Origin of the sequence: Rhizobium sp. WSM1274 (assembly GCF_025200775.1) — a bacterium.
GTDB lineage: Bacteria > Pseudomonadota > Alphaproteobacteria > Rhizobiales > Rhizobiaceae > Rhizobium > Rhizobium leguminosarum_I.
Genome location: NZ_CP104140.1, coordinates 332,421 through 349,156, shown reverse-complemented (window position 1 = coordinate 349,156; position 16,736 = coordinate 332,421). Strand labels below are relative to the sequence as shown.

The 16,736-nt window shown below is 60.4% G+C and carries 19 protein-coding genes; 16 read left to right on the top strand and 3 right to left on the bottom strand.

The genetic code is table 11. From position 1 onward, the window contains the following. Positions 1-39: 39 nt before the first annotated feature. From N2600_RS31430 to minE, 16 genes are all read left to right on the top strand, one after another. On the top strand, positions 40-999 hold the full coding sequence (locus tag N2600_RS31430; RefSeq protein ID WP_260299561.1) for a GlxA family transcriptional regulator: 960 nt from the start codon (positions 40-42) through the stop codon (positions 997-999). Positions 1,000-1,078: 79 nt separating this feature from the next. Continuing rightward, positions 1,079-1,762, top strand: coding sequence for a helix-turn-helix domain-containing protein (locus tag N2600_RS31425; RefSeq protein ID WP_162115110.1), 684 nt, complete (start codon positions 1,079-1,081; stop codon positions 1,760-1,762). An 88-nt stretch (positions 1,763-1,850) separates the two neighbouring features. Next, entirely contained in the window at positions 1,851-2,759 is a 909-nt protein-coding gene (locus N2600_RS31420; protein WP_170278951.1) for a class II glutamine amidotransferase, read from the top strand. A 38-nt stretch (positions 2,760-2,797) separates the two neighbouring features. Further along, complete coding sequence (locus N2600_RS31415) at positions 2,798-3,484, top strand: GXGXG domain-containing protein (RefSeq protein ID WP_260299560.1); 687 nt, start codon at positions 2,798-2,800, stop codon at positions 3,482-3,484. A gap of 14 nt (positions 3,485-3,498) precedes the next feature. Next, positions 3,499-4,827 (top strand): FMN-binding glutamate synthase family protein, encoded by a 1,329-nt coding sequence (locus N2600_RS31410; protein ID WP_027690125.1) that lies wholly within the window; start codon positions 3,499-3,501, stop codon positions 4,825-4,827. Between the two features lie 79 nt (positions 4,828-4,906). Further along, a complete protein-coding gene (gene glnT, locus N2600_RS31405) occupies positions 4,907-6,214 on the top strand; it encodes a type III glutamate--ammonia ligase (protein WP_017968480.1) in 1,308 nt (435 codons plus the stop codon). Between the two features lie 94 nt (positions 6,215-6,308). Beyond that, a complete protein-coding gene (gene purU, locus N2600_RS31400; RefSeq protein ID WP_260299559.1) occupies positions 6,309-7,193 on the top strand; it encodes a formyltetrahydrofolate deformylase in 885 nt (294 codons plus the stop codon). Between the two features lie 150 nt (positions 7,194-7,343). Continuing rightward, positions 7,344-8,477, top strand: a complete 1,134-nt coding sequence (locus N2600_RS31395) for an aminomethyltransferase family protein (protein WP_017968478.1) — start codon at positions 7,344-7,346, stop codon at positions 8,475-8,477. Positions 8,478-8,488: 11 nt separating this feature from the next. After that, positions 8,489-9,094, top strand: a complete 606-nt coding sequence (locus N2600_RS31390) for a dimethylamine monooxygenase subunit DmmA family protein (protein ID WP_017968477.1) — start codon at positions 8,489-8,491, stop codon at positions 9,092-9,094. Beyond that, a complete protein-coding gene (locus N2600_RS31385; RefSeq protein WP_260299558.1) occupies positions 9,091-10,056 on the top strand; it encodes a PDR/VanB family oxidoreductase in 966 nt (321 codons plus the stop codon). Before N2600_RS31390 ends, N2600_RS31385 begins: the two co-directional genes overlap by 4 nt. A gap of 31 nt (positions 10,057-10,087) precedes the next feature. Beyond that, positions 10,088-11,128, top strand: coding sequence for a heme-dependent oxidative N-demethylase family protein (locus N2600_RS31380; protein WP_260299557.1), 1,041 nt, complete (start codon positions 10,088-10,090; stop codon positions 11,126-11,128). 40 nt (positions 11,129-11,168) lie between these two features. Further along, complete coding sequence (locus N2600_RS31375) at positions 11,169-12,506, top strand: NAD(P)-binding domain-containing protein (protein ID WP_260299556.1); 1,338 nt, start codon at positions 11,169-11,171, stop codon at positions 12,504-12,506. Positions 12,507-12,606: 100 nt separating this feature from the next. Further along, a complete protein-coding gene (locus tag N2600_RS31370) occupies positions 12,607-13,209 on the top strand; it encodes a methyl-accepting chemotaxis protein (RefSeq protein ID WP_017968473.1) in 603 nt (200 codons plus the stop codon). Positions 13,210-13,408: 199 nt separating this feature from the next. After that, positions 13,409-14,128, top strand: a complete 720-nt coding sequence (gene minC, locus N2600_RS31365) for a septum site-determining protein MinC (protein WP_017968472.1) — start codon at positions 13,409-13,411, stop codon at positions 14,126-14,128. Positions 14,129-14,214: 86 nt separating this feature from the next. Then, positions 14,215-15,030 (top strand): septum site-determining protein MinD, encoded by an 816-nt coding sequence (gene minD, locus N2600_RS31360; RefSeq protein ID WP_025397600.1) that lies wholly within the window; start codon positions 14,215-14,217, stop codon positions 15,028-15,030. After that, a complete protein-coding gene (minE, locus tag N2600_RS31355) occupies positions 15,027-15,287 on the top strand; it encodes a cell division topological specificity factor MinE (protein ID WP_003574994.1) in 261 nt (86 codons plus the stop codon). The genes minD and minE overlap by 4 nt, the downstream gene beginning before the upstream one ends. A 41-nt stretch (positions 15,288-15,328) precedes the next feature. Here the strand turns inward: minE and N2600_RS31350 are convergent, their stop codons facing one another. The 3 genes from N2600_RS31350 to N2600_RS31340 form a co-directional block, all read right to left on the bottom strand. Beyond that, positions 15,329-15,709: a DUF6481 family protein gene (locus tag N2600_RS31350; protein ID WP_260299555.1), complete on the bottom strand. Its 381-nt coding sequence runs from the start codon at positions 15,707-15,709 to the stop codon at positions 15,329-15,331. Positions 15,710-15,956: 247 nt separating this feature from the next. Then, complete coding sequence (locus N2600_RS31345; RefSeq protein ID WP_017968470.1) at positions 15,957-16,181, bottom strand: hypothetical protein; 225 nt, start codon at positions 16,179-16,181, stop codon at positions 15,957-15,959. A 227-nt stretch (positions 16,182-16,408) separates the two neighbouring features. Beyond that, positions 16,409-16,618, bottom strand: coding sequence for a cold-shock protein (locus N2600_RS31340; RefSeq protein ID WP_003548109.1), 210 nt, complete (start codon positions 16,616-16,618; stop codon positions 16,409-16,411). Between the last annotated feature and the right edge of the window lie 118 nt (positions 16,619-16,736).

Here is a 16,736-nt window from a genome sequence, read left to right as displayed (position 1 = left end):
GACTTGCACAAAAGGGACATGATTGGCTAAGAAAGAGACATGTCCTCGCTTGATAGCAGAAATGTGCAGACGATCGGCTTTATCCTCGTCCCGGGATTTGCGCTGATGTCCTATGCCTCGGCGACGGAGCCGCTCAGGGCGGCAAATCTTCTGGCCGGACGTGAGATCTATCGGCTGCAGATCTTCTCACCGGATGGCGCAGCGGCACTCTCCTCCTCGGGCGTCAGCGTCCCCGCCGAACCTCTCCCTGTCAGGGGCTCGGGGCTCGGCACGGCCTTCGTCTGCGCCGGCGGTTTGCCCCGCGACTGGCGCTATCCCGGCGTGCTGTCCTGCTTGAGGCAGCTGTCGCGCGAAGGTGTGAGGATCGGCGGCATCTCGGGCGGTCCCTATCTGATGGCGGCCGCCGGACTGCTTGGCGGTCGCGACTTCACCATCCATTGGGAGCATGCGGCCGCCCTTCTCGAAGCCTTCCCGGATCTCACGCCGCGCCAGGCGCGCTTCCTGATCGACGGCAACCGGATTACCTGTGGCGGCGGCATCGCACCGCTCGACATGATGCATGTGCTGATCGCCGAGCGCATGGGGCCGGATTTCGCCCGCCGCGTCAGCGACTGGTATCTTCATACCGAGGTCAACGAGCCTGCAGCCCCGCAGCGCGCCTCGCTGGCGCAGCGCTATGGCGTCTATCATCCCGGCCTGCTCGGCGTTCTCGAACGGATGGAGGAGACGATCGAGATGCCGCTCGAGCGCGCCGCCATGGCGCGCATTGCCGGCGTCACCACCCGCCATCTCGACCGGCTCTTTTCGGCTCACCTCGGCAGTACCTTCCTCGAGCAGTACCGCAGGATCAGGCTGCAGCATGCCCATCGGCTGCTGAAGCAGAGCCCGCTTTCCGTCTCGGAAATCGCGGTGGCCACCGGCTTTTCCAGCCTGAGCCATTTTTCCCGGATGTTCCGTGCCCTCTACGGCATCGCTCCGCGCGCGGCGCGGCGGGAATAGGTTTTCTTCACGGTTGAGGAATTTTCACTATGGCGATAGGGTTGCCTTGAACAAAAGAGAAGGCGGCAGGGGAAAACCTATGAAATCCAAGCGTGAAGCGGCAGAGCAACCGGAACAGGCGCTTGGCGGACGCGCTCCCTTTTCCCAGGACCCGCACGCCGTTCGCGAGCCGAAGGAAAACAACCTCGAAATGGCGATCGGCCATGAGGTGCGCGCCTACCGCAAGAAACTCGGCATTACCGTGACCGATCTGGCGGCAGCGACCGGCATTTCGCTCGGCATGCTCTCGAAGATCGAGAACGGCAACATCTCGCCGTCGCTGACGACGCTGCAATCGCTGTCGCGGGCGCTCGGCGTGCCGCTGACGGCCTTCTTCCGCCGTTTCGAGGAACCGCGCAACGCCGTCTTCGTCAAGGCAGGCCAGGGCATCGAGCTCGAACGGCGCGGCACGCGCGCCGGCCACCAATATAATCTGCTCGGCCATATCGACAACAATACCAGCGGCGTCATCGTCGAGCCTTACCTCATCACCCTGACTACTGACTCCGACATCTTCCCGACCTTCCAGCACGAGGGGATGGAATTTCTCTATATGCTTGAGGGCGAAGTCGTTTACCGCCACGGCGACCAGCTTTTTCAGATGCAGCCCGGCGATAGCCTGTTCTTCGACGCCGATGCGCCGCATGGGCCGGAGCAACTGGTGAAACTACCGAGCAAATACCTCTCGATCATCAGCTATCCACAGCAGAGCTCGAAAAGCTGACTTGCCTAAAAGGAAAAAAACTTTCTTCCCAGTTGAAAACTCAAAATAGACCTGCTAGTCCTTTTTCAACACGAACGGAGGTCTGGTCATGTGCGGAATTGTGGGTCTCTTCCTCAAGGATAAAAGTCTCGAACCGGAGCTCGGGGCATTGCTGTCCTCCATGCTGGTGACGATGACGGATCGGGGGCCGGACAGCGCCGGTATTGCGATCTATGGCGACGCCAGCGGCAACAGCGGCAAGATCACCATCCAGTCGTCCAATCCGAAGAAGGATTTCGCCGGCCTCGAGGCCGAGCTCGGCCAGGCGGTTGGCGCATCGGTCGCCGTCCAGGTGAAGAGCACGCATGCCGTCATCACGCTTGCGAGGGACCTGCTCGAAACGGGCAAGGCAGCCGTTTCGGAATTGCGTCCGAACGTTCGCATCATGAGCAGCGGCGACGCCATCGAGATCTATAAGGAAACGGGTCTGCCGAAGGATGTCGTCTCGCGCTTCGCGGTCAATTCAATGGCCGGCACCCACGGCATCGGCCATACCCGCATGGCGACGGAATCAGCCGTCACGACGCTCGGCGCCCATCCTTTCTCCACCGGCTCCGACCAATGCCTGGTGCATAATGGCTCGCTGTCCAACCACAACAATCTCCGCCGCGAACTGAAGCGCGAAGGCATGACCTTCGAAACGGAAAACGACACCGAGGTCGCCGCCGCCTATCTGACGGCCGAGATGGCCAAGGGCAAGAATCTCGGCCAGGCGCTGGAAGGCGCGGTGGATGACCTCGACGGCTTCTTCACCTTCGTCGTCGGCACGAAATCCGGCTTCGGCGTCGTGCGCGATGCGATTGCCTGCAAGCCCGCCGTCATGGCCGAAACGGACCAGTATGTCGCCTTCGGTTCGGAATACCGGGCGCTGGTCAACCTACCCGGCATCGAGAACGCCCGGGTCTGGGAGCCGGAGCCTGCAACCGTTTATTTCTGGGATCACCAGAAGGTCGCTTGACCAGCGCCTCATGCCTATTCTCCAAGGGTTATCGAAACATGCCTGTCATTGATCTTGCCACTACGCCGTTGCGTGAACTCAACAGCGCCCTGCACAACATCCAGAACGGTTCGAACGATCTTTCCTTCGAAGTCGTCAATCCGCGCGGCAGCCATTCGGTTGCCGTCGGCATCGATGCGCCCGTGACGGTCGATGTGAAGGGGTCCGTCGGCTATTACTGCGCCGGGATGAATGATGGCGGGACCGTCACCGTTCACGGTTCGGCAGGTCCGGGCGTTGCGGAAAACATGATGTCTGGAACCGTCGTCATCGAGGGCGATGCCAGCCAGTATGCCGGCGCAACCGGCCGCGGCGGCCTGCTTGTCATCAAGGGCAATGCGGCATCGCGCTGCGGCATCTCGATGAAAGGCATCGACATCGTCGTTCATGGCAATATCGGCCACATGTCCGCCTTCATGGGCCAGTCCGGCCACCTCGTGGTACTCGGCGATGCCGGCGATGCGCTTGGGGATTCGCTCTACGAGGCAAAGCTCTTCGTGCGCGGTTCGGTCAAGAGCCTGGGTGCCGATTGCATCGAAAAGGAGCTGCGTCCCGAGCATCTGACGATGCTCGCCGAACTTCTCGAAAAGGCGGGCGTGACCGAAGTGAGGCCCGAGGAATTCAAGCGCTATGGCTCCGCCCGCAAGCTGTACAACTTCAATATCGACAACGCCGACGCGTATTAAGGCGAGGGACCATCATGAGCTATCACAACCCCTATACCCCGCCGCGCAAGTCAGCGACCTTCGACGATTACACGCTGGCGGAAATCCGCCGCGCCGCTGCGACCGGCATTTACGACATTCGTGGCGCCGGCACCAAACGGAAGGTGCCGCATTTCGACGACCTGCTGTTTCTCGGCGCATCGATCTCGCGCTATCCGCTCGAAGGATACCGCGAGAAGTGCGACACGTCGGTCGTCCTCGGCGCGCGCTTTGCCAAAAAGCCCATTCACCTGAAGACGCCGATCACCATTGCCGGCATGAGCTTCGGCGCGCTCTCCGGCAATGCCAAGGAAGCGCTCGGACGCGGCGCGACGATTGCCGGAACCTCCACCACGACAGGCGACGGCGGGATGACCGATGAAGAGCGCGGCCATTCGCAGACGCTGGTCTACCAGTATCTGCCGTCGCGATACGGCATGAATCCCAAAGACCTGCGTCGCGCCGATGCGATCGAGGTGGTTGTCGGTCAAGGCGCAAAACCCGGCGGCGGCGGCATGCTGCTCGGCCAGAAGATCTCCGATCGCGTCGCCAACATGCGCAACCTGCCGAAGGGCATCGACCAGCGCTCGGCCTGCCGCCATCCGGATTGGACGGGCCCCGACGATCTCGAAATCAAGATCCTGGAACTGCGCGAGATCACCGACTGGGAAAAGCCGATCTATGTGAAGGTCGGCGGCGCGCGACCTTATTACGATACAGCGCTTGCCGTGAAGGCCGGCGCCGACGTGGTGGTGCTCGATGGCATGCAGGGCGGAACCGCGGCAACGCAGGATGTGTTCATCGAGAATGTCGGCATGCCGACGCTTGCCTGCATCCGCCCCGCTGTCCAGGCGCTGCAGGATCTCGGAATGCATCGTAAGGTGCAACTGATCATCTCGGGCGGCATCCGTTCCGGCGCCGACGTGGCCAAGGCACTGGCGCTGGGCGCCGATGCCGTTGCCATCGGCACGGCGGCACTCGTTGCGATCGGCGACAACGATCCGCATTGGGAAGAAGAGTATCAAAAGCTCGGCACGACGGCCGGCGCCTACGACGACTGGCACGAAGGCAAGGACCCGGCTGGCATCACGACGCAGGACCCGGAACTGATGAAGCGGCTTGATCCGGTCGCCGCCGGCCGCCGTCTCGCCAACTATCTGAAGGTCATGACGCTGGAAGCCCAGACCATCGCGCGCGCCTGCGGCAAGAACCACCTGCACAACCTGGAACCGGAAGATCTTTGCGCCCTGACGATGGAGGCCGCCGCCATGGCGCAGATCCCGCTCGCCGGCACAAACTGGTATCCCGGCAAGGGAGGCTACTGATTTCTACCGGCCGGGCAAATGTCCCGGCCGTCTCGCATCCATAAGCAAAGTGTCTCCAAGAAATCCAAAGGGGAACGAAATGACACTGGACCTTGCTGCTTTTGCCAGAGACAAAGGCATCAAATATTTCATGATCAGCTATACCGACCTGTTCGGCGGCCAACGCGCCAAGCTGGTTCCCGCAGAAGCCATCGCCGATATGCAGAAGGATGGCGCCGGCTTCGCGGGCTTCGCAACCTGGCTGGATTTGACGCCTGCCCATCCCGACCTGTTCGCGCTTCCCGATGCTTCCTCCGTCATCCAGCTACCCTGGAAGAAGGACGTCGCATGGGTTGCCGCCGACTGCGTCATGGACGACCAGCCTGTCGAACAGGCACCACGTGTGGTGCTGAAAAGACTGGTCGCTGAAGCTGCGAAAGAAGGGCTCCGGGTAAAAACCGGCGTGGAGCCCGAATTCTTTCTCATCTCCTCGGACGGCTCGGTGATTTCGGACCAGTTCGATACAGCCGAGAAACCCTGCTACGATCAGCAGGCCGTGATGCGTCGGTATGACGTCATCGCCGAGATTTGCGACTACATGCTCGAGCTCGGCTGGAAGCCCTATCAGAACGACCACGAGGACGCGAACGGCCAGTTCGAGATGAACTGGGAATATGACGACGCGCTTCAGACGGCGGACAAGCACTCCTTCTTCAAGTTCATGGTCAAGTCGGTCGCCGAAAAACACGGCCTTCGCGCCACCTTCATGCCGAAGCCCTTCAAAGGCCTGACCGGAAACGGCTGCCATGCCCACATCTCGGTCTGGGACATCGATGGCAAGGTCAACGCCTTCGCGGACAAGGAAATGGCCTTTGGGCTCTCCGCTCAGGGTAAAACCTTCCTCGGCGGCATCATGAAACACGCCTCCGCGCTGGCCGCGATCACCAATCCGACGGTCAATTCCTACAAGCGCATCAACGCGCCGCGCACCACATCGGGCGCCACCTGGGCGCCGAACACGGTCACCTGGACCGGCAACAACCGCACCCACATGGTGCGCGTGCCGGGACCGGGCCGCTTCGAGCTGCGCCTGCCTGATGGTGCGGTCAATCCGTACCTGCTGCAGGCGATCATCATCGCTGCCGGCCTTGACGGCATCCGCAGCCAAGCCGATCCCGGCCGCCACTACGATATCGACATGTATGCCGAGGGGTACCTGGTGAAGGATGCGCCGCGCCTGCCGCTCAATCTGCTCGACGCGCTGCGCGCTTATGATGCCGACGAGGGCTTGAAGCAGGCGATCGGGGCCGAGTTTTCCGCCGCCTATCTCAAGCTCAAGCATCAGGAGTGGAACGCTTACTGCTCGCATTTCACCCAGTGGGAACGCGACAGTACGCTCGACATCTGAGTGGACCTTCTGAAGACACGCTCATCACGCCGGAGCGGACAGGCTCCGGCGTCATCTAGCCCTCTGCGCTTGGGATAGCGAAGGAAGCGACAGCATGAAGAGTTTCGTACTCACCGTATCCTGCAAATCGACGCGCGGCATCGTGGCGGCGATTTCGAGCTATCTGGCCGACAAGGGTTGCAACATCATCGACAGTTCGCAGTTCGACGATCTCGATACCGGCAAGTTCTTCATGCGCGTCAGCTTCATTTCGGAAGAGGGGCTTGCGGGCACCGATATCGACATCGGTTTTGCCGCCGTCGCCGCTCCCTTCGAGATGGATTACGATTTTCACGACAGCGAGAAGCGCATGAAGGTGCTGCTGATGGTGTCGCGCTTCGGCCATTGCCTGAACGACCTGCTCTACCGCTGGAAGATCGGCGCCCTGCCGATCGATATCGTCGGCGTCGTCTCCAACCATTTCGATTACCAGAAGGTCGTGGTCAACCACGACATCCCCTTCCATCATATTCCGGTCACCAAGGCCAACAAGGTACAGGCCGAGGCCCATATCCTTGATGTGGCCGAGCAGACCGGCACGGAGCTGATCGTGCTGGCGCGCTACATGCAGATCCTGTCGGACGAAATGTGCCAGAAGATGTCTGGCCGGATCATCAACATCCACCATTCTTTCCTGCCGAGCTTCAAGGGCGCCAATCCTTATAAGCAGGCCTATCAACGTGGCGTGAAGCTGATCGGGGCGACGGCGCATTACGTCACCGCCGATCTCGACGAAGGCCCGATCATCGAGCAGGACACGGCGCGCATCACCCATGCGCAGTCGCCCGACGATTACGTCTCGATCGGCCGCGATGTCGAAAGCCAGGTGCTGGCCCGTGCCATCCACGCCCATATCCACCACCGCACCTTCATCAACGGCAACCGCACCGTGGTTTTCCCGGCAAGCCCCGGAAGTTACGCGTCGGAGCGGATGGGCTGAGAGATGATTGGCGTCATCGCACCCATCGCGCCGCAGGACAGATACCGTCAAAGTTTTGGGAAATGCATGCCGGACGGGCTTGCCACGGCGCGAAAGACTTATATAGTCAGGAAATAAATATTCCGTAGAGGAAATAAAAGGGAACGGACAATGGCTTTATCATGGCGTTTCTCCGTCTTGGCGGATCGGCATCGTGCTCTGGGATCGAAGCTCGAGGACTGGAGCGGCATGGGCACCGCCTGGACCTACGACAAGGACATGTCGGAAGAACATGTCGCCGTCCGCACCAAGGCCGGCATCATGGATGTCTCGGGCCTGAAGAAGGTGCACCTGGTCGGGCCGCACGCCATCGCCGTGCTCGACTATATTACCAGCCGCGACCTGACGAAGATCTACCCCGGCCGCTCGGTCTATGCGACCATGCTGAACGAGCGCGGCCACTTCACCGACGACTGCATCGTCTATCGCACCGGCCCGAATTCGTGGATGCTGGTGCATGGCTCCGGCTCCGGCCACGAGGAACTCGTCAAGCAGGCGGCCGGCCGCAATTGCGCCGTGCTCTTCGATGACGACCTGCATGACCTGTCGCTGCAGGGGCCGATTGCGGTCGATTATCTCGCCAAATATGTGCCCGGCATCCGCGATCTCAAATATTTCCACCACATGCAGACGACACTGTTCGGCGCGCCGGTGATGATCTCGCGCACCGGCTATACCGGCGAACGCGGCTACGAGATCTTCGTGCGCGGCCAGGACGCCGTCATGGTCTGGGACCGGATCGTCGAGGAAGGCAAGGAGATGGGCATCATCCCCTGCTGCTTCTCGGTTCTCGACATGCTGCGGGTCGAAAGCTACCTGCTCTTCTACCCCTACGACAATTCGCAAATGTATCCCTTCGCCGATCAGCCGCCCGGCGACAGTCTCTGGGAACTCGGCCTCGACTTTACCGTCAGCCCCGGCAAGACGGGTTTCCGTGGCGCCGAGGAACATGACCGCCTCAAAGGCAAGGAACGCTTCAAGATCTTCGGCATGCTGATCGATGCCGACGGACCGGCCGATCTCGGCGACGACGTCTTTGCCGACGGCAAAAAGGTCGGCGTCATTACCTGCCCGAGCTATTCGTCGCTGACGAAGAAATCCATGGCGATTGCCCGCCTGGACGTTGACAAGGCGGTGCATGGGACGAAACTCGAAGTCCGCGGCAAGACAGTGCAGGCAAGCGCCACCGCCCATACACTTCCCTTCGACGATCCGGAGAAGAAAAAGAGGATTGCCGTAGGTTAGGGAGCACGGAAATGCTCGTTGCAGGCATCAAGAGCCGACCAGTCTACACGGGCCTGACCATCCAGCCGCGCGCCCGGCGGCACATTTTCGCGCTCGAAGGGGAGGGCGCCAAGGCTCTGCTCGATCAGCAGCCGGCGCTTGACGAAACGGCGCTTTCCCGCAGCGAGATCCTCTATGTCGCCCGCGGCTCGCAAGGCACCGGCCTGGACGAGGCGCTGGCCCGCCTCGGCGCCGACATGTTCTTCACGGCGCCGACGATCGCCACGCTGCTCTTCCGATTGAAGGGGTCGCTCGCCACCGCCCATATGGGCACGCGGCTTTATCTGTCGGGCACGGAAGGCTTCATCGGCCAGGCAATGCTGGTGGCGCTCGATTACGGCATGGACCATGCCTCCGTCATCACCGAGCATCGCGGTTCGCTCGCCCGGCGTGTGCAATGCGTCCATTGCAAGGGCATCACCGACGACGTCACCACCAGCCCTTTCACTTGTAGCCATTGCGGGCTGCCGCTTCTGGTGCGCGACCATTATTCGCGCCGGCTCGCCGCCTTCCAGGGCGTCAATATCGATGCGGAAGAACCGGGCAGCGCGCCTGACCCGGAGGAGTTGTTCCTTTGAGCGGTGGTACTGAAATTCCTGTCCGCGTGACGCGGATCACGCCGATCGCCGAGCGCGTCAAGCGCTTCCGTTTCGAGCGCCTTGACGGCAAGCCAATGCCTTATTTCTCCGGCGGCGCCCATGTCATCGTTTTGATGAACGATGGCGGCCATATGCGCCGCAATGCCTATTCGCTGATGTCGCCGCCGCATGATTGCGCAGCCTATGAAATCAGCGTGCTGCACGTCGAGGATTCGCGCGGCGGCTCCACCTTCATGCATGAGAAGCTCAGCGAAGGCGACGAGCTCAAGGTCAGTTATCCCGTCAACCTCTTCCAGCCGGACTGGCGCGGGCGCAAGCACCTTCTGATCGCCGGCGGCATCGGCATTACCCCCTTCATCGCGATGATGGAGCAGTTTTCCCGCGGAGGCGCCAATTTCGAGCTGCATTATGCCATCCGTACGCGCGACCGCGGCGCCTATTGGCGGGAACTCACCGAGCGCTATGGCGGACATCGCATCAAGATCTATTGCGATGCCGAAGGCGACGCCATGCCCCTGACGAGCCTGCTCGGCACCCAGCCGCTCGGCACGCATCTTTATGTCTGCGGCCCATCCGGGATGATCGACGGCGTGCTGAAGGCGGGACTGGACGCCGGCTGGCCGGAACAGAACCTGCACTCGGAACGGTTCCTGTCGTCGCTGCCCGGCAAGCCCTTCGCGATCGATCTGCTGCGGTCCGGCAAGACCGTGAAGGTCGGCCATCACGAGAGCATGCTGGAAGCAATCGAGGCGGCGGGTGTCGACGCGCCCTTCCTCTGTCGCGGCGGCGCCTGCGGTCAATGCGAGACCGGGGTCGTCACCTGCGACGGCAAGCTGCTGCACCATGACGTCTATCTGACGAACGAAGAAAAAGCATCCGGCCGCAAGGTGATGATCTGCGTTTCCCGCTTCGAGGGAAACACGCTGCATCTTGATCTCTAGCGGCATCGGAAGCGGAACAAGGAGACCGGACATGGCAATCGTCTTCAAGCAGGAAACCTTCCGGAACGATTTCAGCTATCGGAACAGCCCCGAGAACATTCGGCGTTTCCCGTTTCCCTTCGACCGCGACGAATACATGTATTCCGTCAATATGGAGCCGCATGTGCACGGCCGGGCGGGAACCGTCTACGAAAGCCTGATCGATGTCGACGAGCATTACGTCGCCGAGATGCACGACCGGGCGCTGGTCCTGAAGGAAGATCCGCTACGCTATCAGGCCCTGCCGCACATGATGAGCGCGCAATGGGATACGCTCGAACTTTTGATGGAAGAGCAGGCGGCGGGTTATCCCGATCATTTCACGCTGATCCGCAACGGCGACCAGTGGCGCTGGATCAACCGCCCGCTCGGCATCGACGACAGCTTCACCTTTGGCGATGCCTCGACGCTGCCCTATGAGCCCTTCGAATATATCACCCGCCAGGCCCAGGGCGATTTCTGCATCGTCGACCAACGCGACGGCAATCTCTGGATGGACGCCGGCATGGTGACGACGCAGGCCGACTGGTCGCTCGATTTCGATATCGGCATGAATTTCATGGAATGGCACGGGCCGGTGCCGCTCGCCCACCAGATCGGCGTCTTCGACCGGGCGCTGAAATTCCTGTTGAACCTGCAGCAGGGCAAGCCGACACGGCGCTTCAACTGGACGATGACGATCAATCCGCGGCTCGACACCAGCCCGGAGAATTATCACAAATGGGGTCCTGACCGCACCACGGTGACGCCGGAAAATGTCGGCGAGAAGGTGCATCTGCGCGTCGAAGTGCAGAGCCTGTGGCGCCTGCCGCGCTCGAACGCCATCCTTTTCGTCATCCGCTGCTACCTGATGAACATGGAAGAGCTCGTCACCGTGCCGAAATGGGCGCGCCGCTTCCCGCGCGTGCTGAAGACGCTGCCGCCCGAACTCATCGACTACAAGGGCCTCACCCGCTTCCGCGAGACGACGATCGATTGGCTTTCCAAATATGACGACGGGGCGCCGACCAGCCCCGGCATCTATCCGGACTGACACGCAGGACAATGCGATATAATCAAGAGGGGAATGCTTCATGACAAGAGTAGCCGTCATCGGTGCCGGGCCTTCCGGACTGGCGCAGCTGCGCGCCTTTCAATCGGCTGCCCAGAAGGGCGCCGAAATCCCGGAGATCGTCTGCTTCGAAAAGCAGTCGGACTGGGGTGGGCTCTGGAATTATACCTGGCGCACCGGGCTCGACGAATATGGCGAGCCGGTCCACGGCAGCATGTATCGTTACCTCTGGTCGAACGGACCGAAGGAATGCCTCGAATTTGCCGATTATTCCTTCGAGGAGCATTTCGGCAAGCCGATCGCTTCCTATCCGCCGCGCGCCGTGCTCTGGGATTATATCAAGGGCCGCGTCGAGAAGGCGAATGTTCGCCACTGGGTGCGCTTCAGCACGCCGGTTCGCATGGTCCGCTTCGACGATCAGACGAAGAAATTCACGGTGACGGCGCATAACCGCATCGAGGACCGGATGTATGACGAGGAGTTCGACTATGTCGTCGTGGCATCGGGTCACTTCTCGACGCCGAACGTGCCCTATTTCGAGGGCGTGAGGACGTTCAACGGCCGCGTGCTGCACGCCCACGACTTCCGCGACGCTCTGGAGTTCAAGGGCAAGGACATCCTGCTCGTCGGTCGCAGCTATTCGGCCGAGGACATCGGCTCACAATGCTGGAAATACGGCGCGAGATCGGTGACGACCAGCTACCGATCGAAGCCGATGGGCTTCAAATGGCCGGAGAATTTCGAGGAGCGGCCGCTGCTGACCAAGCTCGAAAACCGGACGGCGCATTTCCTCGACGGCTCGACCAAGGAGGTCGATGCCGTGATCCTTTGCACCGGATACCAGCACCATTTCCCGTTCCTGCCCGACGATCTCCGGCTGAAGACGGCCAACCGCCTCTGGGCTGACAGCCTCTACAAGGGGGTGATCTTCGACAAGAACCCGCAGCTTTTCTACATCGGCATGCAGGACCAGTTCTACACCTTCAACATGTTCGACGTGCAGGCCTGGTGGACGCGTGACGTGATGATGGGCCGCATCGCCCTGCCGCCGGAAGAGGAGCTGAAGGCCAATTTCGACATGTGGCGCGCCCGCGAGGAGACGCTCGAAGATGCCGAGCAGATGATCTGGTATCAGGGCGACTATGTGAAGGAACTGCTCGCCGAAACCGATTATCCCTCCTTCGACATCGAGGGCACCAACCAGACCTTCATGGAGTGGGAACATCACAAGGCCCACAACATCATGGGCTTCCGCGACCATGCCTACCGATCGCTGATGACCGGCAATATGTCGCCGACGCACCACACGCCATGGGTCGAGGCGCTCGACGATTCCATGGAAGAATATCTGCGCAACTGATGAGGCGGGCCTGCATTGCCGGAGGAGTGTGTTCGCGCTCTCTTCCGGCATTGTGACATGCGCCTTTCATCTGCAACTCTTCTCTTCGAATGTGGCCTTCATGGATTTTCAAACGAGCATTCTCGGGCGCATGAGCGGTTTTCTCTATCGCTGCCGTGCCGATGAAAACTATACGATGCTTGAGATGACCAATGGAATCGAGCGCATCTTCGGTTATCCCGTCGACGAAATCATCGGCAATCGCACGCGGACCTTTACCTCGATCATGTACGAGGAAGACGTGCCTCTGATGGACGAGATCGTCGGACGGGCGCTGGAGAAGCGCACAGACTGGACGATGGAATACCGCATCCGCCATGCCATGGGTCATCTCATCTGGGTCACCGAGACCGGCGGCGGCATCTGGGACGAGAAGGGTGAGCTTCTCTATCTCGAAGGCAGCATCATCAACATCGAATCACTCTACCAGCGAATCGATGACCAGACTGCCGACATGCGCATCACCGCCTCGAAGACCAATGAAATCCTGCAATCGCTGCGTTACCTGAAGCTGCTGGCCGTCAATGCCGGCATCGAGGCCGCCCGCGCCGGCACGGCCGGATCGGGATTTGCCGTGCTGGCCGCCGAGATGCGCACGCTCGCCAACTCCTCGGAAGAGGCCGCGCGCGCCATTTCCAACGCACAACGCAAGGCGGAAGGCTGAGCGTTAACCCGATTTGCGGCCCAAGTTCAAAGCCGCATTATTAACCGTTCCGTTCTTCCGGAGATTGCATCGCTTTTCCAATGGCTTACGGCAGTCCGGCGCTTGAAGAATCGGCTGTGATTGTGGGGAATATTAAGGCCGCGTTAACTTATTGTTAACCATAGCAGCGGTAGACATGGTCAACGATTTCTTCACATAGATGACCAAAGTGCTAACAGACGCTCGCTCCATCCGCATCAAGGGCCGCTCTTTCCTCGCGGTCATGCTGTCTCCGGATCTTCCGATCGATGATTGGTTGATCCGGCTGGACGATCTGGCCGCGCGATCGGCCGGCTTCTTCCTCGGACGGCCTGTCGTGCTCGACCTGACGGACCTGCAAATCGACCGACCGCAGCTGAAGGACCTGATTGCCGAACTTGCCAAGCGCAATGTCAGCATCATGGGCATCGAGGGCGCACGGCCTTCGATCCTCGGGTCCGGCATGCCGCCGGCACTCAAAGGCGGTCGTTCGGTTTCCGATATCGAGGTTCAGGCAAAGGAGCCTGCCGATCAGCCCGGCAAACCGGTAGTGGCAGAGACCCGCCCAACCATGCAATCGATCGTCATCAGGGAGCCGGTGCGCTCCGGGCAATCGGTGATCTTTCCGGAAGGCGACGTCACCGTCATCGGTTCGGTCGCCTCGGGTGCCGAGGTCATCGCCGGCGGGTCCGTCCATATCTACGGCGCCTTGCGTGGCCGAGCCATGGCGGGGTCCATCGGAAACGCATCGGCGCGGATCTTTTGCCGCAAGCTCGAGGCCGAGCTGGTTGCAATCGACGGTATCTACAAGATGGCGGAAGACATGGCGCCCAATCTTCGCGGACAGGCTGTTCAGCTCTGGCTCGAAGACGACGCGATCATGGCAGAGAAACTGATCTGACAACAGCGCCCGCGCGTCTCATCGAGAGCCGCAAAGGACGCTTCAACACTTCGAATTACTGGGGCCACGGCAAAGGAGAGACAATGATGGGGAAAGTGATCGTCGTCACGTCAGGCAAGGGTGGGGTTGGCAAGACGACCTCGACCGCCGCATTGGGAGCGGCGCTGGCGCAACGCAATGAAAAAGTCGTCGTCGTCGATTTCGACGTGGGCCTGCGCAATCTCGACCTCGTGATGGGCGCCGAGCGCAGGGTCGTCTACGACCTGATCAATGTCATCCAGGGCGACGCCAAGCTTACCCAGGCGCTGATCCGCGACAAGCGGCTGGAGACCCTGTTCCTGCTGCCGGCCTCGCAGACGCGAGACAAGGACAACCTGACGGCCGAGGGCGTCGAGCGCGTCATCAACGACCTGAAGCGCTATTTCGACTGGATCATCTGCGATAGCCCCGCCGGGATCGAGCGCGGTGCGACGCTTGCCATGCGCCACGCCGATGTTGCCGTGGTCGTCACAAATCCCGAGGTCTCGTCGGTGCGCGATTCGGATCGCATCATCGGCCTGCTGGATGCCAAGACCGCCAAGGCCGAACGCGGCGAACGGATGGAAAAGCACCTGCTGCTCACCCGCTACGACGCCAACCGCGCCGAACGCGGCGACATGCTCAAGGTCGACGACGTCCTGGAAATCCTGTCCATCCCGCTGCTCGGCATCATACCCGAAAGCATGGATGTTCTGCGTGCATCCAATATCGGTGCGCCGGTCACGCTGGCAGACAGCCGCAGCGCGGCTGCGATGGCCTATTTCGACGCCGCTCGCCGGCTCGCTGGTGAAGTCGTGCCGATTGCCATCCCAGAGGAAAAGCGCAATATTTTCGGCAAGATCTTCGGACGGAGGGCGGCATGAATATTTTCCGTCTTTTCAACAAGCAGAGAACCGCACCGGCCGCCCGCGAACGGTTGCAGGTCCTTCTCGCCCATGAACGTTCCTCGGCGGGGTCGGACCTGGTCTCCCTGCTGCGCGAGGAAATCCTTGCGGTGATCGCAAAGCACGTGCAGCTCGATCACGACAAGGTGCAGGTGACGATCGATCGCAACGAGTACGTTTCGACGCTCGAAATCGACGTCGAAATCCCGCTGAATGCAGCCGTGCAGGCTGCCTGAAAGACAGCGCTGCCTGTCCTGACGACAGGCGGCGCTGACGATCAGGACTGTCTGGCTTTGCGATTGGCGTAGCGCCGGTCGCGCTCGGCCTTTCGGGCGGCTTCGTCGGCAATCACGCGAGCGATCCGGTCTTTGTCAGCCGCTTCGCGGGCATCGGCATCGGCGCGTGCTGCGGCTTCGGCGGCAGCCTGACGTTCGGCTTCCGCGGCCTGAGCCCGCCCCTGCTCTTCGAGCTTGACCCGTTCTCGCTGAGCGCGACGTTCTTCCCTGGCCGCGGCAATGGCTTGACGCTCCGCCTGCTTTGCCAGCCTTGTGGGTTCGGCTGAATCCTTGGCGTTACGATACGCGTTGAGGAGAGCCGCCTTGGCTTCGGCAGCGGCGCTGCGGCGATCGGAAAGCTCGTTGTTTTTGGCGTTTTTCAAATCTGTTTCCTGACTGTTTGACTTCGACCCTAGAGCATGATGCCGAAAAATCTGCGCGGTTTTCGGACGAAATCATGTTCTAACTCTTTAATTTAGGACAAGATTCAGAGTTTAGGCCGATCCGGCGTAAACTCATCTTGTTCCATGGCGCCGCACGCCATCAGACGCGCAAAGGCGCTGTAATACCTTGAACTGCACATGGCTTTATCCTGAAATCGAATCCGATTTAAGGAATTATGCCATAGGGTCAGATTTTCTTTTTTCGCTTCGCGACAGGAGCAGTAACCCCTGTCAAGCGATCCTGCAATTCCTTGGCCTCACGCGCTTCGCGTAACCGCAAGGTTTTTTCCTCGCGGGCACGTACGGTCGAATCGATCTCTTCGACCGCGCGGCTTCGCGCCAGGAACTGCGATTGCACGTTTCCGAAGGCAATCTCCGCCTGCTTGCGTGATTTGCTATGTGACTCTGTCATATCAATCCTGGATTTTATCACAGCGCCGCACGTCTTTCAGACGCGCAAAGGACGCTGTAACGCTTTGAATTCTGCACAATTCGTTAAACGGATTCCGCGTTTAAGAAATTGTGCAGCAGCCCGCTGGCCGACTCAGCAAAAAAGGCCAGGCAACGTGCCTGACCTTGATAGTATCATACTTTCGACAGTGCCGGTACATCCGCGGTCAAAGGAAAGCAGATTTCAGTTTAAGCAGCTTGGAGATTGCAAGCGGACATTTTGCCCGACTTGTTATCGCGCTCAAGCTCGTAGCCGATCTTCTGGCCTTCGACGATTTCGCGCATGCCAGCGCGTTCGACGGCAGAAATGTGAACGAAGGCGTCAGCGCCGCCGTCGTCAGGCTGAATGAAGCCGAAGCCCTTGGTGGAATTGAACCATTTAACTGTGCCAGTGGTCATAACAAACCCTTTCATAGCAATTGAACGACCGCACGTGCGGAAGCACGACGGATGATGATCTCGATTTTGAAGAGGGAAGTTCGTCCAGGGCACGTTGCCAGCGTGCGATAACAAAAGT

What these genes read in the sequence shown, in the direction of transcription:
- N2600_RS31415 (WP_260299560.1), top strand. Translation starts at nt 2,798, where the DNA reads ATGCCTGTCATTGATCTTGCCACTACGCCGTTGCGTGAACTCAACAGC.
- glnT (WP_017968480.1), top strand. Translation starts at nt 4,907, where the DNA reads ATGACACTGGACCTTGCTGCTTTTGCCAGAGACAAAGGCATCAAATAT.
- minC (WP_017968472.1), top strand. Translation starts at nt 13,409, where the DNA reads ATGACCAAAGTGCTAACAGACGCTCGCTCCATCCGCATCAAGGGCCGC.
- N2600_RS31430 (WP_260299561.1), top strand. Translation starts at nt 40, where the DNA reads ATGTCCTCGCTTGATAGCAGAAATGTGCAGACGATCGGCTTTATCCTC.
- purU (WP_260299559.1), top strand. Translation starts at nt 6,309, where the DNA reads ATGAAGAGTTTCGTACTCACCGTATCCTGCAAATCGACGCGCGGCATC.
- N2600_RS31410 (WP_027690125.1), top strand. Translation starts at nt 3,499, where the DNA reads ATGAGCTATCACAACCCCTATACCCCGCCGCGCAAGTCAGCGACCTTC.
- minE (WP_003574994.1), top strand. Translation starts at nt 15,027, where the DNA reads ATGAATATTTTCCGTCTTTTCAACAAGCAGAGAACCGCACCGGCCGCC.
- N2600_RS31420 (WP_170278951.1), top strand. Translation starts at nt 1,851, where the DNA reads ATGTGCGGAATTGTGGGTCTCTTCCTCAAGGATAAAAGTCTCGAACCG.
- N2600_RS31340 (WP_003548109.1), bottom strand. Translation starts at nt 16,618, where the DNA reads ATGACCACTGGCACAGTTAAATGGTTCAATTCCACCAAGGGCTTCGGC.
- N2600_RS31395 (WP_017968478.1), top strand. Translation starts at nt 7,344, where the DNA reads ATGGCTTTATCATGGCGTTTCTCCGTCTTGGCGGATCGGCATCGTGCT.
- N2600_RS31345 (WP_017968470.1), bottom strand. Translation starts at nt 16,181, where the DNA reads ATGACAGAGTCACATAGCAAATCACGCAAGCAGGCGGAGATTGCCTTC.
- minD (WP_025397600.1), top strand. Translation starts at nt 14,215, where the DNA reads ATGGGGAAAGTGATCGTCGTCACGTCAGGCAAGGGTGGGGTTGGCAAG.
- N2600_RS31375 (WP_260299556.1), top strand. Translation starts at nt 11,169, where the DNA reads ATGACAAGAGTAGCCGTCATCGGTGCCGGGCCTTCCGGACTGGCGCAG.
- N2600_RS31390 (WP_017968477.1), top strand. Translation starts at nt 8,489, where the DNA reads ATGCTCGTTGCAGGCATCAAGAGCCGACCAGTCTACACGGGCCTGACC.
- N2600_RS31425 (WP_162115110.1), top strand. Translation starts at nt 1,079, where the DNA reads ATGAAATCCAAGCGTGAAGCGGCAGAGCAACCGGAACAGGCGCTTGGC.
- N2600_RS31380 (WP_260299557.1), top strand. Translation starts at nt 10,088, where the DNA reads ATGGCAATCGTCTTCAAGCAGGAAACCTTCCGGAACGATTTCAGCTAT.
- N2600_RS31370 (WP_017968473.1), top strand. Translation starts at nt 12,607, where the DNA reads ATGGATTTTCAAACGAGCATTCTCGGGCGCATGAGCGGTTTTCTCTAT.